This is a genomic window from Streptomyces sp. NPDC111802 (assembly GCF_055634335.1).
On record NZ_JBVKCZ010000004.1, the window covers coordinates 269,159 to 285,642 of the forward strand.

Here is a 16,484-nt window from a genome sequence, read left to right on the forward strand (position 1 = left end):
CGGTTCAGCGGGCGGCCGTCAACGCCGCGAGGTCGCGCTCGACTCGACGGCCGATGACCGCCGCCGGGCCGGGGCCCAGCATCTGCTGGTGACCGCAGTCGACGTCGTACACGTCGACGGCGCCCGTGAGATGCGGCTCCCAGCTCTTGGTCTTCAGTACGCGCTCCTCCTGGCTGAGGCCGCCGCCGGTGGCCAGGAACAGCGTCATCGGGCAGCCGTCGAGGCGGCCGGGCGTGAACCGCTGGAACAGTTCGAGGTTGTTGCGCATGACGCCCAGCAGTCGCTCCAGGGTGGCCTCGCCCAGGCCGGCGAGCGGGCCGCCGGCGCGCGCGAGGTGCGCGGCGACCCCGGACGGGGTGAGCCGGTCGAGCCCGGCCGTCCCGACGCCCGCCTCGGTGAGGAAGTCGGCGAGGAACTCCTCGTCCGTGGGCGCCGCGCCCCGCGCGTCGTCGGGAAAGGCGTCCAGGTTGGCCAGATAGGCCACCTCCTCGCCGGCCGCGCGCAGCCGCAGCGCCATCTCGTGGGCGACGACACCGCCGTAGGACCAGCCGAGCAGGTGGTACGGCCCGCTGGGCTGGACGGCCCGGATCCGGGCCACGTACTCCTCGGCGACCTCGGCGAGATCGCCGGGCAGTGGCGCGTCGGCGGCGAGGCCGCGGGCTTGGAGGGCGTACACGGGCTGGTCGGCGTCGAGATGCTCGGCGAGCGCCGCGAAGGGGATGCCGAAGCCGAGGCCGCCGTGGACGCAGAACAGCGGGGGCCGGGTGCCGGTGGATCGGATGGGCAGCACCGGCCCGAAGAGATCTCGCGGCTCGGCAACGCCCCCCAGGGGCGCGGGGAACTGCGCGCCCAACCCCCACGGCGCGGCAGCCGAACGACTACCCGCCTCGCCACTCCCGGCGATAGCCGACAGCGTCCGGTGCTCGAAAACCGCCGCGAGACTGATCCGCAGCCCCCTTCGAGCCGCCGCGTTGACCAGCAGGATCGCCTTGAGGCTGTCCCCGCCGAGGGCGAAGAACCCGTCGTCCGGGCCGACCGGTCCCGTGCCGAGCACCTCGGCGACGGCGGCGCACAGCACCCGTTCCGCGTCGGTGCGCGGCGGGCGTACGACACGGTCGGCGGGGGCGGCGTCGGCGGACGGCAGAGCCCGGACGTCGAGCTTTCCGTTCGGGGTGAGGGGCAGCTCGGGCAGGGAGACGCAGGCAGCGGGCACCATGTAGCCGGGCAGGGTGCGGGCCAAGTGGGCACGCAGGTCAGCAGGTTCGGGCGCCGGACGGCCGGGCGCGGGTACGACATAGGCGACCAGCCGGCGCTGTCCGCCTGCGCCTGCGGGGGCTAGGACGGCGGCCCGCGCGACGGCGGGGTGGGTCGTCAAGTGGCGTTCGATCTCGCCCGGTTCGATACGGAAGCCGCGGATCTTCACCTGCTGGTCGGCGCGGGCGACGTAGTCGATGCGGCCCCGGGCGTCCCAGCGCACCAGGTCCCCCGTGCGGTACATGCGCTCACCCGGCTCGCCGAACGGACAGGCCACGAACCGCTCCGCGCTCGCGCCGGGCCGGCCCAGATATCCGAGCGCCAGTCCCGGCCCCGCCAGATACAGCTCGCCGACGACACCGCGCGGCACCGGCCGCAGCGCCTCGTCCAGGACATGGGCGTGGGTGTCGCCGATGGGCAGTCCGATGGGGACGGCCACCGGGGCGTCCTCGGCGTGGGCGAGGTCCTGGAGGGTGGCGAAGGTGGTGGTCTCCGTCGGCCCGTACACGTTGTACACGCGGGTGTACGGCAGCGCCGCGCGCAGCCGGTCGAGGTGGTCCCGGGAGTGCGCCTCGCCGCCGGTGAGCAGGATCCGCAGCGGGGCGAGCGCGTCGGGCCGGGTGTCGGCGACCGCGTTGACGAACTGGGTGGTGAGGAAGGCGACGGTCACCCCTGCCCGGCCGCAGAACTCCCCCAGCGTCACCGGGTCGGCGGGCCCCGGCGGGCAGATCGCGAGCCGGGCGCCCTGTGTCAGCGGCCCCCAGATCTCGAAGGTGGACGCGTCGAAGGCGACCGGCGCGAAGTACAGGAAGGTGTCGTCGGGGGTGAACTCCAGCTCGGGCAGGCCCTGTACGAGTCGGACGGCGGCGCGGTGCGTGACGGCGACACCCTTGGGCCGGCCGGTGGAGCCGGAGGTGTAGATGACGTAGAGGAGGTCGTCCGGGGTGGGCGCGCTGACGGTGGGCGGGGTGGCGGGGAGGTGGACCAGGGCGCCTCGGACGCCGGGGGCGTCGAGGACGACGAGTTCGGCCTGGGCCGGGTCCAGCCCGTCCGCCAGGGACTCCTGGGTCAGCAGCAGCCGTGCCCCGCTGTCGGCGAGCATCCCCCGCGTCCGCTCCGCCGGATACGCGGGGTCGAGCGGCAGATAGGCGGCGCCGGTCCTGGCGATGGCCAGCAGGGCCGTCACCGTGGCGGGCCCGCGCTCCAGGCACAGGGCCACCAGGTCGCCCCGGCCGATGCCGCGCCCGGTGAGCAGATGGGCGAGCCGGTTGGCCGCCGCGTCGAGGTCGGCGTACGTCGTGTCGACGACTCGCCCGTCCCGGTCGGTGTGGAGCAGCGCCACCGCGTCCGGAGTTGCCGCGACCCGGCGGGCCACCAGCTCGGTGAGGGTGGTCCGTTCGGTGCCGGTGTCGCGGGTGCCCCGCTCCAGCAGTTCGGCGCGCTCGGCCGGGTCGATGAGGTCCAGGCGGGACAGGGGCAGGCCGGGCTCGGCGAGCGCGGCGCCCAGCAGCCGCAGATAGGCGTCGGCGATCCGGCGGGCCGAGGCGGGCTCGAAGAGGTCGGTGCGGTACTCCAGGGCGAGCGACAGCCCGTCGGTGCCCTCCTCGGTGAGCTGGAAGAACAGGTCCCACTTGGCCGTGGCCCCGGGCACCTCCTGCGGCCGCACGGAAAGACCGCCGCTCGCGCCGCCCCGCGGCAGGTCCGCCTGCTGCTGGTGGCCGAGCATGACCTGGAACAGGGGGTGCCGGGACATCGACCGCTCGGGATTGAGCACCTCGACGAGCTTCTCGAACGGCACGTCCTGGTTGCGGTACGCGGCGAGGTCGAACTCCCTCACCCGGTCAATGAGTTGGCGGAACGCCGGGTCGCCGTCGGTGTCGGTGCGCAGTACGAGGGTGTTGACGAACATGCCGACCAGGTCGTCGAGCCGTTCGTCGGCGCGGCCCGCGACCGGGGTGCCGAGGGGGATGTCGGTGCCCGCGCCGAGCCGGGTGAGCAGGGCGGCGAGCGCGGCCTGGAGCACCATGAACACGCTGACGCCCGACTCGGCGGCGAGCGTCCGCAGGTTCCGTACGACCTCCTGCGGGGCGTCGGCCCGGACGAGGCCGCCGTGGTGGCCGGAGTGGGTGCCGCGCGGGAGGTCGAAGGGCAGCTGGAGTTCCTCGGGCAGTCCCTCCAGGGCCTTCGTCCAGTGGGCGAGCTGGCGGGCGAGTTCGCTGCCGGGGTCGTTCTCGTCGCCGAGCAGCTCGCGCTGCCAGAGGGTGTAGTCGGCGTACTGCACGGTGAGCGGCGGCAGTTCGGGCCGGTGCCCGGCGCGACGCGCCTCGTAGGCGGTGGTCAGGTCGCGGGTGAGCGGGGCGAGGGACCAGCGGTCGGCGGCGATGTGGTGCAGGACCAGCAGCAGGACGTGCTCGTTCGGGCCGAGCGCGAACAGGCGGGCGCGCAGCGGGATCTCTTGCTCCAGGTCGAAGCCACGTGCCGCTTCGGCGGCCAGCGCCCCGGCCAGTGCGGCCTCTTCGACGGTGCTCACCGGCAGGGGGACGGGGGCGTCGGCCGGCGCGAGCACGTGCTGCTCTGCGGGACCGACGGCACCCGGGGAACCGGCGCCGAGGATGGGGGGTATCCCGGCGCCGGTGGCTTGCTCCGCGGACGCGGACGACGCGGCGCCACGCGAGGGAAACACCGTCCGCAGTGCCTCATGGCGAGCCACGACATCCCCCAGCGCCGCCCCCAGCGCCGCCGCGTCCAGCGGGCCGGAGAGCCGTACCGCGAGCGGGATGTTGTACAGGCCGTCGGGGGCGCCGAGGTGCTCGATGAACCACAGGCGCTGCTGGGCGTACGACAGCGGCAGCACGTCGGGGCGGGGGCGGACGGTGAGCGGCGCCCTGCCGGGCTCGGCGGCCGGCACGCGCGCGGCGAGCGCGGCGACGGACCGCGCCTCGAAGAGGTCGCGCACGCCCAGCTCTGCGCCGAGTTCGGCGCGGACGCGGTTGATGATCCGGGTCGCGAGCAGCGAGTGCCCGCCGAGCGCGAAGAAGTCGTCGTCGGCACCGACGCGTTCGAGCCCCAGCACCTCGGCGAAGATCGCGCACAGTGCCTCCTCCTCGCGGGTGCGCGGGCCACGGTCGGACGTGGCGTACTCGGGCGCGGGCAGGGCGCGGCGGTCGAGCTTGCCGTTGGCGGTCAGGGGGAGCGCGGGGAGCTGTACGACGGCCGCCGGGACCATGTGGTCGGGGAGCCGAGCGCTCGCGAACTCTCTTAGTTCGGCGCCGAGTTCGGCGCCGGAGACCACGTACGCCACCAGCCGCTGGTCCCCCGGCCGGTCCTCGCGGGCCACGACCGCCGCCTCGGCGACCTGCGGGTGCCGGCCGAGGACGGTGGCGATCTCGCCCAGCTCGATACGGAAGCCGCGCAGCTGTACCTGCTGGTCGGCGCGCCCCAGGTATTCGAGGGTGCCGTCGGCCCGCCACCGTCCCAGGTCGCCGGTGCGGTACATGCGCCCGCCGGCCGGACCGAACGGGCAAGCCACGAAGCGGTCGGCGGTCAGGTCGGGGCGCCCCAGGTAGCCGCGCGCGAGTCCGGGACCGGCGACGTACAGCTCGCCGGGGACGCCGGCCGGGACGGGGCGCAGCGTGCCGTCCAGGACGTACACCCGCAGGTCGGGGATGCCGCGCCCGATCACGCTGCCCCCGCCGGCGGCGGCCGTGGCGCTGTCCAGCTCCTGGTAGGAGACATGCACCGTGGTCTCGGTGATGCCGTACATGTTGACCAGACGGGGGGCGTCGTCGGCGTGCCGCTCGTACCAGTCGGTGAGCCGGCCGATGTCCAGCGCCTCGCCGCCGAACACCACGTGGCGCAGCGCGAGTTCGCTCCGTGCCTCGGCGTCGGCGCGCATCAGCTGGTAGAAGGCGGACGGTGTCTGGTTGAGGACGGTGACCCGTTCGCGGGCCAGCAGCTCTCGGAAGGCGTCGGGCGAGCGGGTGACGTCGTACGGCACGACGACGAGGCGGCCGCCGTACAGCAGGGCACCCCACAGCTCCCACACGGTGAAGTCGAACGCGATCGAGTGGAACAGCGTCCACACGTCGTCGGGCCCGAACCCGAACCAGGCGTCGGTGGCGTCGAGCAGCCGTACGACGTTCCGGTGCGGGACCACCACGCCCTTGGGGCGGCCGGTGGAGCCGGAGGTGTAGATGACGTACGCCGCGTGCTCGGGGGTCACGGCGGCGCGCGGGTCGGTGGCCGGGCGGGTGGCGAGGTCGGCCCGGGTCTCGTCGGCGTCGAGCTCGACGCGCGCCAGGTCGGGGGCCGTGGGCGGGGCGGCGTCCGTGCTGGTGAGCATCAGCACGGGGCGGGCGTCGCGCAGAGTGTGGGCGACGCGCTCGGCCGGGTGGGCGGGTTCCAGGGGCAGATAGGCGGCGCCCGCCTTGAGCACGGCGAGGACGGCGACGATCAGATCCGCGCCGCGTGGCAGCGCGACGGCCACGAACGACTCCGGCCCGGCACCCCGGGCGACAAGGAGGTGCGCGAGCCGGTTGGCACGCTCGTCCAGTTCGCGATACGTGAGGCTGTCGGCGCCCGCGGTCACCGCCACGGCGTCGGGAGTGCGCGCGGCCTGTGCGGCGAACAGCTCCGGGACGGTCGTACGGCGGGACGGGACCGGACCGGATTCCGGGGCGCCGCTCCACTCCGTGAGGATCCGCCGCTCCTCCTCGGGGTCGAGCCCGCCGAGGTGGGCGAGGAGGACGTCCGGGTCGTCGGCGACCTCGCGCAGGACACGCACGAGCCGCCCGAGGACGCCTTCACCGCCCGGCACCGCCGCGCTGTACGACAGTTCCAGCTCCAGCCGCTCCCCCGGCAGCACCGTGAGATGGAGCGGATAGTGCGTGGCCGAGTGCACCCGTGCCGCGCTCACCGCGCCGCCGGTCTCCCGGCGCAGGCCCTCCTCGTCCAGCGGGTAGCTCTGGAAGGCGAGGACGGTGTCGAAGAGTTCGCCCTGGATGCCGCCGGCGGACTGGACCTCGGCGAGCGGCAGGTGCTCGTGCGGCATCATCGCCAGCTGCTGCCGGGCCAGCTCCTCGAACAGCTCGCTCGCCCGCCGCCCGGGGCGCACATCGGCGCGCACCGGCAGGGTGTTGGCGAACAGCCCGATCATCGACTCGACGCCCGGCACCTCGGCGGGCCGCCCCGAGGTGACCGCGCCGAAGACGACGTCCCCACGGCCAGTCAGCCGGCCCAGCACCACCGCCCAGCAGCCCTGCACCACGGAGTTCAGCGTCAGCCCGCGCCCGCGCGCCCAGGCGGCAAGGGCGGCCGTCTGCGGTGCGGTCAGGAAGTCCCGTACGGATTGCGGCAGTTCGGCGTCGCTCGCGGCGTCCGGCACGACCCGCACGGGGCCGTCGAGACCGTCCAGCAGCCCTGCCCAGGCCGCGCGGGCGGCGTTACGGTCGCGGCTGTTCAGCCAGGTCAGGAAGGTTCGGTAGGCGGCCGGCTCGGGCAGCTCGGCCGCGCCCCGCTCGTCGGCGAGGAGCGTCAGCTCGCGCACGGCCAGCGGCAGCGACCAGCCGTCCACCAGGATGTGGTGCACGGACCACACCAGCCGGCAGCGGTGCTCGCCGAGCCGCAGCAGCGCGAACCGCATCAACGGCGGGCGGGCCGGATCGATCCGCCGCAGCCGGTCCTCCCGCGCGATCCGCGTCGCCTCCGGCTCCCGCTCCTGCTCCGGCAGCGGCGTGAGGTCGTGCACCGCCCACTGCGGCCGTACCTCGTCCTCGTGCAGGACGACCTGCACGGGCTCGCCGTTCTTACGGTTGCGGAAGCAGGCCCGCAGGTTGGGGTGGCGGCGCAGCAGCGCGGCGGAGGCGGTGCGCAGCCGGCGCTCCACGTCGGTGGCGTCGCCGTCGATGTCCGCGACGAACTGGAGGGTGTACAGGTCCGGGGCGGTGCGGTCGTACGAGGACAGGAAGAGCAGGCCCTGCTGGAGCGGGGAGAGCGGAAGTACCTCGCTGATTCTGGGCCTGGTTCTGGGCTCGGTCACGACAGATCCTCACTCAACTCGAATTCAAGATCGGCGAGTTCCTCGTCGGTCAGGGAGATCAGCTCACCCTCGGGCTCCGGGGCGGGCTCTGCCTCGACCCCGCCCGCGGCCCGGGCGAGCGCGGCGGCCGTACGGTGCGTGAAGACGTCCCGCGTGGTCAGGGCGAGACCGGCCGTACGGGCGCGGCTGACGACCTGGATGGAGCGGATGCTGTCCCCGCCGAGCGCGAAGAAGTCCTCGTCGATGCCGACGGCCGGCATCCCGAGCACCTCGGCGAGAATCCCGCAGAGGATCTCCTCCCGCTCGTCGCGCGGGCCACGCGCCGGCTGTGTCTCGTCCGTCCGCTCAGGAAGCGGCAGGGCCTTGCGATCGAGCTTGCCGTTCGCGGTGAGCGGCATGACGTCCAGGACCAGCCACGTCGCGGGGATCATGTAGGCGGGCAGTAGCCGGGCCAGTTCGTCGCGCACCTGTCCGGCGTCCACGGTCGGCCCGGTCAGATAGCCGACCAGCCGCGGATTGCCGGACGCGTCCGGTACGACGGCCACGGCCGCGTCGGTGACCTGGTCGAGCCCTCGGACGGCGGCCTCGATCTCACCGAGTTCCACGCGTCGGCCCCGGATCTTGACCTGGTGGTCCCGCCGCTCGATGAACTCCAGCTGCCCGTCCGGGCGTTGGACCACTCGGTCACCGGTCCGGTACATCCGCGCACCGGCTCCGGCGAACGGATCCGCCATGAAGGTGCCCGCGGTGCGGGACGGGTCGTGCAGATACCCGCGTCCCACGCCCGCGCCACCGACGTACAACTCACCCGGCACACCCACCGGAACCGGCTGCAGCTCATCACCCAGCACATACAGCCGCGTGTTACGGACCGCGCCACCGATCGGCACCCGGCCACCGAGCTCGTCACCGGCCCGGATCACCGCATGCGTGACATCGTCCGAACACTCGGTCGGACCGTAGGCGTTCATCAGCGGGATGTGCGGATAGCGGGCATGCCACCGCTCACACAGATCGGCGGGCAGCGCCTCACCCGTCACCATCAGCCACCGCAGCTGCGGCAACTCAGGCGCCCGGTCGTCCAGATCCCACGCGTCCAGCGCCGCCCGCAACAGCGACGGCACCACCTCCAGCACCGCCACCCGCTCCTCGCGCACCATCGCGAACAGCCCGCCCGGATCCGCCGCCAACTCCGTGCCCGACACCCGCACCCGACCACCCACCAGCAGCGGAGCCAGCATCTGCCACACCGACACATCGAAGGTCAACGGCGCGTTCTGCACCACCGCCTCACCCGCGACCAGATCCAGATCCCCCACCTTCGCCCACAGGTGATTGACCATCCCCGACCGCTGCACCATCGCCCCCTTCGGGCGACCCGTCGACCCCGACGTGAACATCACATACGCCAGATCGAGGCCACCTCCGACAGCGGGCGGCAGGGCGCGGTCGGTGAGGGCGTCCTCCAGGACGAGGACGGTGGCGGCACCTGCGATCTCGCGGGCCTGTGCCTCGTACGCCGAGCCCACCAGCAGGTACCCGGCGCCGCTGTCCCGCAGCAGGCCGGCGTTGCGGGCGGCGGGCGCGGCCGGGTCCAGCGGCAGATACGCGCCACCCGCACCCAGCACTCCCAGCACTCCCGCCACGAACGGCACCCCGGGCTCGGCGAGCATCGCGATCACGGAGCCGGTCGTCACCCCGGCCGCCGTCAGACGGACCGAAAGGCCACCGGACTTCTCGACCAGCTCCCGGTACGTCAGGGATCCGGCGCCGTCCGTCACCGCCCGCTCGTCGGGGATGCGGTCGGCCACCGCGCGTACCCGTTCCACGACGCCCAGGGTCTCCTCGGGGATCGAGGGGTCCCAGGTGCCGAGGAGACCGCCGAGTTCGCCGGTGCTGCCGGGGCCGGTGAGCGTGGCCGGGGCGGTGACGTCGATCTGCGCGAGGGGCCGGGCGGGGTCTTCGGCGACGGTGCGGAGCAGGTGCTGGAACATCAGGGCGACGCGCTCGACGTCGGCGCGCGTGAGACGGTCCGGCGCGTAGTCGAGCCGCAGGGTCAGGGCGTCACCGGGGAAGACCGCCATGCTCAGCGGGTGGTGGCGGGCGTCCCTGGCCTCGGTGCGCAGCACACGGGTGCCGTCGGCGCCTTGTTCGGGGCCGGCCGCGTCGAGGGGGAAGTTCTCGAAGAGGACGACCGTGTCGAAGACCTCGCCCGCCAGTCCGGCCGCCTTGTGGATGTCGGCGAGGCCCAGGTGCTCGTGCGGCATGAGCGCGGTCTGCTGGTCCTGGAGGGTGTGCAGCAGTTCGGTGAGGGTGGCGCCGGGGTGCAGCCGGACGCGGACCGGCACGGTGGTGAGGAACATGCCGATCATCGACTCGACGTCGGGCACCTCGGCCGGGCGTCCGGAGGTGACGGCGCCGAAGACGACGTCCTGGCGTCCGGTGAGCCGGCCAAGGAGCAGCGCCCAGCAGGCCTGGACGACGGTGTTGAGGGTGAGCCCCTGGGCGCGGGCCCAGCCGGACAGGGCGGCGGTCAGCTCGCGCGGAACCTCGGTCCGTACGGCGTCGGGCAGCACCGGGGCGCGGTCGGGGTCGGCCGGGACGATCAGGGTCGGCTCGTCGACGCCGTCCAGTGCCGTACGCCAGGCCGCGCGGGCCGCGTCGCGGTCCTGGCCGGAGAGCCAGGCGAGGTAGGCGCGGTAGGGGGCCGGGTCGGGCAGCAGGGTGGCGTCCGCGTCCGTGCGGCACAGGGCGAACAGTTCCCGCACCAGCAGCGGCATCGACCAGCCGTCGACCAGGATGTGGTGGCTGGTCCAGATGAAGCGGTGCCGTCCCTCGCCGTGGGTGACGAGCGCGAACCGCAGCAGCGGCGGGGCGGTCAGGTCGAAGCGGCGGGTGCGTTCGGCCTCGGTGATCCGGTCGAGCTCGGTCGTGCGCTGCGGCTCGGGCAGGTCGCGCAGATCGGTCTCCCGCCACGGCAGTTCGGCGCGGTCGGGGACGAGCTGCACGGGGTCGCCGGTGGCGCGGGCGCGGAAGGCGGCGCGCAGGTTCGGGTGCCGGTCGAGGAGGGCCTGGCCTGCCGCGCGCAGGACGGCGGGGTCGAGGTCTCCCTCCAGTTCGGCGACGATCTGGAGGGTGTAGACGTCCGTCGCCTCGCGGTCGTAGTCCGCGTGGAAGAGCAGGCCCTGCTGGAGCGGGGTGAGCGGCAGGACGTCCGTGAGGGCCGTGCCCGCGTCCGCGAGCTCGGTCTCGTACGCCTCGATCTCGTCCTGTGTCAGGTCCACCAGCGGCAGGTCGGACGGGGTACGGCCGCCCGCGCCGGGTGTGGCGGTGTGCCGGACCAGCAGCTCCAGGGCCCGGAACCAGGTCTCGGCGATGTCCCGGGCGTCCTCCTCGTCCACCGCCTGCCCGGCCCAGGCCCAGTTGGCGATCAGGTGGGGCCCGTCGTGGCGGTCCTCGGTCGCCGGGGTGACGTCGAGGAGGTGCGGCAGCGGCATGCCGGGGTGGGCGCCGGTGCCGACGACGCCGTCGCCGCCCGCCGGTTCCCACAGCCGGTTCTCGCGGGCGTCGAAGCGGCCCATGTAGTTGAAGCCGAGCTGCGGGCGCTCGTACGGGGCGAGGACGCGGGCGGCGTGCGGGTTGAGGTAGCGCAGCAGGCCGTGGCCGACGCCTCGGTCGGGCAGGGCGCGCAGTTGTTCCTTGACCCGCTTCAGCGCGGTGGACAGGGCGGGACCGCCGGCCCACGCCTCGTCCCAGTCGAGGGCGCCGGGGTCGAGGCGCACCGGGAAGGCGCTGGTGAACCAGCCGACGGTGCGGGACAGGTCCAGGTCGTCGGCGAGCTGTTCGCGGCCGTGGCCCTCCAGCTCGATCAGGGTCTGCGCGTGGTGGGTGTGCCCGTGCCGGCGGCGCCAGTCGGCGACGGCCAGGGCGAGCGCGGTCAGCAGGACGTCGTTGACCTCCGCGTGGAAGGCCGCGGGGACGTCGGTGAGCAGCGGGGCGGTGACCTCGGGGCCGAGTTCGAGGCGGAGGGCGCGTCGGGTGCCGTACACGTCCTTGGCTGGGTCGAGGCGCCGGGTGCCGACCAGGGGGTCGGGGCCGTCCAGGATCCGCTGCCACAGGGCGAGTTCGGTGCCGCGCACCTCGGTGCGGGCCTGGTCGGTGAGCAGCCGCGACCAGGCGCGGTACGAGGTGCCGACCGGGTCGAGGTCGGGGGTGCGGCCCTCCGCGAGCGCCGCGCAGGCGGCGGCCAGGTCGGGCAGCAGGATGCGCCAGGACACTCCGTCCACGACGAGGTGGTGGCCGCACAGCACCAGCAGGGCGGTGTCGGCGCCGGGCGCGGGCGCGATCAGCACGGCCTGGAGCATGACCGCGGCACCCGGATCGAGCCGGGCCCGGGCGGCGGCGGCCTGCCGCTCGGCGAACGCGAGCAGCTCCTTGCCCCGTACGCCGCCCGCCTCCGCGCTCGCCACCATCCGCACCCCGGCCGGTGCGCCGCGCCCCAGCACCTCCATGTGCCACAGCCCGGGGGCCGGTTCGGTGGCGCGGGTGCGCAGGGCGTCGTGGTGGTCGACCAGGGCGTGCAGGGCGGCGTCGAGCAGATCGGCGTCGAGTGCGGCGGGGACGTGCACGACGACGTGCTGGCTGTACTTGACGACGGGGCCGGTCAGACTGCGGGTGTCCTCATGCAACTGGCCCATGATCGGCGTGAGTTCGTACGGCCCCACCGCCGCGTCGCCCGCCGGCTCCCGCGCGGCCTGCGTGTCGAGGCCGCCCGCGGTCCGGGCCAGCGCGGCAACCGTCTTGTGCTCGAAGACGTCCCGCGTGGTCAGCGCCAGCCCCGCCTTGCGGGCGCGGCTCACGACCTGGATGGAGCGGATGCTGTCGCCGCCGAGCGCGAAGAAGTCCTCGTCGACGCCGACGTCCCGGGTGCCGAGCACGTCCGCGTAGATCCCGCACAGCACCCGCTCCCGCTCGGTACGCGGCCCGCGCACCGACTCCTGCCCGGCGAGCGCGGGCTGGGGCAGGGCCTTGCGGTCGAGCTTGCCGTTCGGGGTGAGCGGCATGGCGTCCAGGACCAGCCAGGAGGACGGGATCATGTACGCGGGCAGCAGCTGGGCCAGTTCGTCGCGCACCTGTCCGGCGTCCACGCCCGGTCCGGTCAGATAGCCGACCAGCCGCGGATTGCCGGACGCGTCGGGCAGCACGGCGACGGCGGCGTCCACCACGCTCTCCAGGGAGCGGATGACGGCCTCGATCTCGCCGGTCTCGACACGCCGGCCCCGGATCTTGACCTGGTGGTCCCGCCGCTCGATGAACTCCAGCTGCCCGTCCGGGCGTTGGACCACCCGGTCACCGGTGCGGTACATGCGGGAGCCCGCGGGCCCGAAGGGGTCGGCCATGAAGGTGCCCGCGGTGCGGGACGGGTCGTCCAGATACCCGCGTCCGACGCCCGCGCCACCGACGTACAACTCACCCGGCACACCCACCGGCACCGGCTGCAGCTCATCACCCAGCACATACAGCCGCGTGTTACGGACCGCACCGCCGATCGGCACCCGGCCACCGAGCTCGTCACCGGCCCGGATCACCGCATGCGTGACATCGTCCGAACACTCGGTCGGACCGTAGGCATTCATCAACGGGATGTGCGGATAGCGGGCATGCCACCGCTCACACAGATCGGCGGGCAGCGCCTCACCCGTCACCATCAGCCACCGCAGCTGCGGCAACTCAGGCGCCCGGTCGTCCAGATCCCACGCGTCCAGCGCCGCCCGCAACAGCGACGGCACCACCTCCAGCACCGCCACCCGCTCCTCGCGCACCATCGCGAACAGCCCGCCCGGATCCGCCGCCAACTCCGTGCCCGACACCCGCACCCGACCACCCACCAGCAGCGGAGCCAGCATCTGCCACACCGACACATCGAAGGTCAACGGCGCGTTCTGCACCACCGCCTCACCCGCGACCAGATCCAGATCCCCCACCTTCGCCCACAGGTGATTGACCATCCCCGACCGCTGCACCATCGCCCCCTTCGGGCGACCCGTCGACCCCGACGTGAACATCACATACGCCAGGTCCAACCCGGTCCCGACGGCGGGAAGTCCGGTGTCGCAGGCGGCGTCGGCGGCCTCGGTGAGCGGGAGGGCGGTCACGTCCGGGGACGGTGTCGCGCAGGCGGCGCCGATGAGGAGGTGGCGGGCGCCGCTGTCCTGGAGCAGGCCGGCGTTGCGGGCGGCGGGCGCGGCCGGGTCCAGCGGCAGATACGCGCCACCCGCACCCAGCACCCCCAGCACACCCGCCACGAACGGCACCCCGGGCTCGGCGAGCATCGCGACCACCGCGCCCGGCTCCATGCCCGACGTGCGCAGGCGGGCGGCGACTCCGGCGGCGCGGGTCAGCAGTTCGCGGTAGGTGACGCTCTCCGTGCCGTCGGACACGGCGACGGCGTCCGGCGAGTCCGCCGCGACCGCCCGCACGCGCTCCACGAGCCCTTCGTACGTGACCTGTTCGGTGTAGCGGTCCCAGGTGCCGAGCACCCCGCGGGGTTCGCCGGCGGCGCCCAGGCCGATACGGCCGACGGAGTGATCGGCGGGCAGGGCGGCGAGGGAGGCGAGGAAGGCCTCGAAGCGGGCCAGGTGGGTGGCGAGCTCCGCCGAGGTGTACAGCTCCGGGTTGCCGTCGAGGTGGATCTCCATCGTGCCGTCGGGGGTGTTCAGGACGGTGATGATGAGGTCGTTGACGATGCCGGTGGACAGGTTGACGACGGTGCCGTGGCAGGCGTCGGCGAAGGCGAGCACCGGGTCCTGGTTGAGGACGTTGATGAACGGCCCGAAGGGGCGCCGGTCGTCGCTGCGCAGGCCGATGTCACGGCGGATGCGGTCACCGCGGTAGCGCTGGTGCTTGAGGGCGCCCGACACCTCCACCCAGGCCTGGCGCAGCAGCTGGGCGCGGGTGGTGTCGGGGCGTACCGGCACCGCGAGCGGCAGGTAGTTGGCGAGCATGCCGGGGATCTCACGGCTGGCGGCACCGACCCGGCCGGTCACCGGCAGGGTGAGCAGGGGACGGTCGACGCCGGTGGCGCGCCGGGTGTAGGCGGCGGCCGCGGCGACCAGGACGACCGGCATGGTGACCTTGCCGTCGCGGGCGAGGGCGCGCAGGGCGTCGGTGGCCTCGACGGACAGGCGGGCGGTGTGGCGCAGCGCGCTGCGGCCGGGGGCGGGCTGCCGGGCCGAGAGCGAGACGAGTTCGGGGGCCGGGCCGCGGGCGCCGGCGGTGAGGCGGGCGGTCCAGTGCGCGCGGTCCCGCTCGACGTGGGCCGAGTCGAGGTAGTCGCGCTCGGCGTCCAGCAGGCGGTGGAAGGGCGGGATGGCGTCGGCGTCGAGGGCGCGCTCGTCCTCGCCGGCCGCGAGCCGGGTGTAGAGGGCGGCGAGCTTGGGGTAGAGCAGGGCGCGGCTGAACCCGTCGGCCAGGATGTGGTGCATGCACAGGTAGAGCAGGTGGTGTTCGGGGCCGAGCCGGATCAGGGCGCCGCGGAAGAGCGGGAAGTCGGTGACCTTCAGGGGCTCGGCGTGGTCGGCGCGCATCCACGTCCCGGCGGCGGCGAGCGGCTCGGCGTCGTCGCTGAAGTCGAGCCGTTTCAGCGGGAGTTGGGCGAGCGGGCGGATGATCTGCCCCGGGCCGCCGTCCTCCTCGACGAACTGCACGCGCAGCCCCTCGGCCTCATGGCCCAGGCGGCCGAGCGCCCGGCCGAGCAGCTCGGGGTCGAGCGGGCCGCGCAGGTCGATGTAGTCGGCCATGTTGTAGCCGAGCGGGCCGGTGGCGAACTGCTCGTCGAACCAGATCTCGGCCTGCGCCGCGGTGAGCGGCAGGACGGCGCCTCGGTTTGTCGTCATCGCTTTGCTCTCCGTCATTCTCAGCGCCCTCAACCAATTCGTCCACTCGTGCCGTTCAGCCGGAAACCGCTTCGAGGCCGGCGCGTGAATCCGCCCCGGCCCATACCGCTTCGGAGTTCTCCGCGAGGATTTCCGGGCCCAGGGAATTCGCCACCCACTCGTCGTGGTAGACGGTCTCCATATAGCGCTCGCCCAGGTCCGGGGAAATGGTCACCGCGGTCACCTGCTCGCGGATACCGGCGGCGGCGTCGCCGTAATTTTCGGAGAGCCAGCTCAACGCCCCGGTCACGGCCGTTCCGGTGGAGCCGCCGAAGGAGAATCCGTGCCGCATCAGCTCCCGGCAGGTGCGCACGGTGGCCGCCTCCGGGACATGGACCACGGCGTCCACCAGGGACTCGTCGAGCAGCGCGGGCCGCACGCTGGTGCCGAGTCCGGGGATGTGCCGGGTGGCCGCGGGGGCGCCGAAGGTGACCGAGCCGACGCTGTCGACGGCGACCACCCGCACCGAGGGCCGCCGCTCACGGAAGTAGCGGGCGCAGCCCATCAGGGTGCCCGTGGTGCCCGCGCCGACGAACAGCACGTTCAGGTCGGGGAACTGGCGGGCGATGGCCGGCGCGGTGGTGCGGTAGTGGGCCATCCAGTTGCCGGGGCTGAGGTACTGGTTGAGCCAGACCGTCTTGTCGTCGGCGGCCAGCAGCGCCTTGACGTGGCGGATCCGGGCGCCGAGGAAGCCCTCGGTCTCGTGCGGCTCGGTGATGACGTGCACCTCGGCGCCGAGGGACTCCATGGTGCGCCGGGTCACGGCGTTGCAGCGGGAGTCGGTGACGCACAGGAACCTGAAGCCGCGGCTCGCGGCGAGCAGGGCCAGGGCGACGCCCATGTTGCCGGACGAGGACTCCACCAGGGTCGAGCCGGGTCCGAGCGCGCCCGCGGCCTCCGCCTGCGCGACCATCTCGCGGGCCGCCTTCAGCTTGATCGAGCCGGCGAAGTTGAATCCCTCGACCTTGAGAAAGAGACGGCGCCCGAAGAAGGGTTGCAGATTCACGAAGAGGTCGCTGACATCGAATTCATGCGACGCGGATATAACCGGCACTGGCACTCCTGGCCTTCGGCGACGAATGAGCCTCGCCGCCAAGCCTGTCGCCGGGCGCTGACGAGGTGCTGACGGGCTGCTGACAGGGCGCGGCGGAGAGTGGCGGGCGAGTGTGTCAGCGGGGCGTCAGTTACCGGTCAGTTGAGCGTCAGTGCGATCGGAAATCGTCAAGCGGTCGGAAATGTTCCCGACTTCCGCCCACCCA

3 protein-coding genes are annotated in these 16,484 nt (G+C 73.6%); all 3 read right to left on the bottom strand.

Annotated elements, in window-relative coordinates; genetic code table 11:
* Window positions 1–4 precede the first annotated feature (4 nt).
* Genes ACZ7NC_RS06080 through sbnA form a run of 3 tightly spaced genes read right to left on the bottom strand, consistent with a single transcriptional unit; the run spans window position 5 to window position 16,279 of the window.
* Window positions 5–7,291 carry an amino acid adenylation domain-containing protein gene (locus ACZ7NC_RS06080; protein WP_471485312.1) on the bottom strand — a complete coding sequence of 2,429 codons (7,287 nt, stop codon included), beginning with the start codon at window positions 7,289–7,291 and terminating at the stop codon, window positions 5–7.
* Window positions 7,288–15,186: an amino acid adenylation domain-containing protein gene (locus ACZ7NC_RS06085; protein ID WP_471485314.1), complete on the bottom strand. Its 7,899-nt coding sequence runs from the start codon at window positions 15,184–15,186 to the stop codon at window positions 7,288–7,290. Before ACZ7NC_RS06085 ends, ACZ7NC_RS06080 begins: the two co-directional genes overlap by 4 nt.
* Window positions 15,187–15,241: 55 nt before the next feature.
* Window positions 15,242–16,279, bottom strand: coding sequence for a 2,3-diaminopropionate biosynthesis protein SbnA (sbnA, locus tag ACZ7NC_RS06090; protein WP_471485316.1), 1,038 nt, complete (start codon window positions 16,277–16,279; stop codon window positions 15,242–15,244).
* Window positions 16,280–16,484: the final 205 nt, after the last annotated feature.

Excerpts from the sequence above, each read along its gene's own strand:
- ACZ7NC_RS06085 (WP_471485314.1), bottom strand. The coding sequence starts at position 15,186 with ATGACGACAAACCGAGGCGCCGTCCTGCCGCTCACCGCGGCGCAGGCC.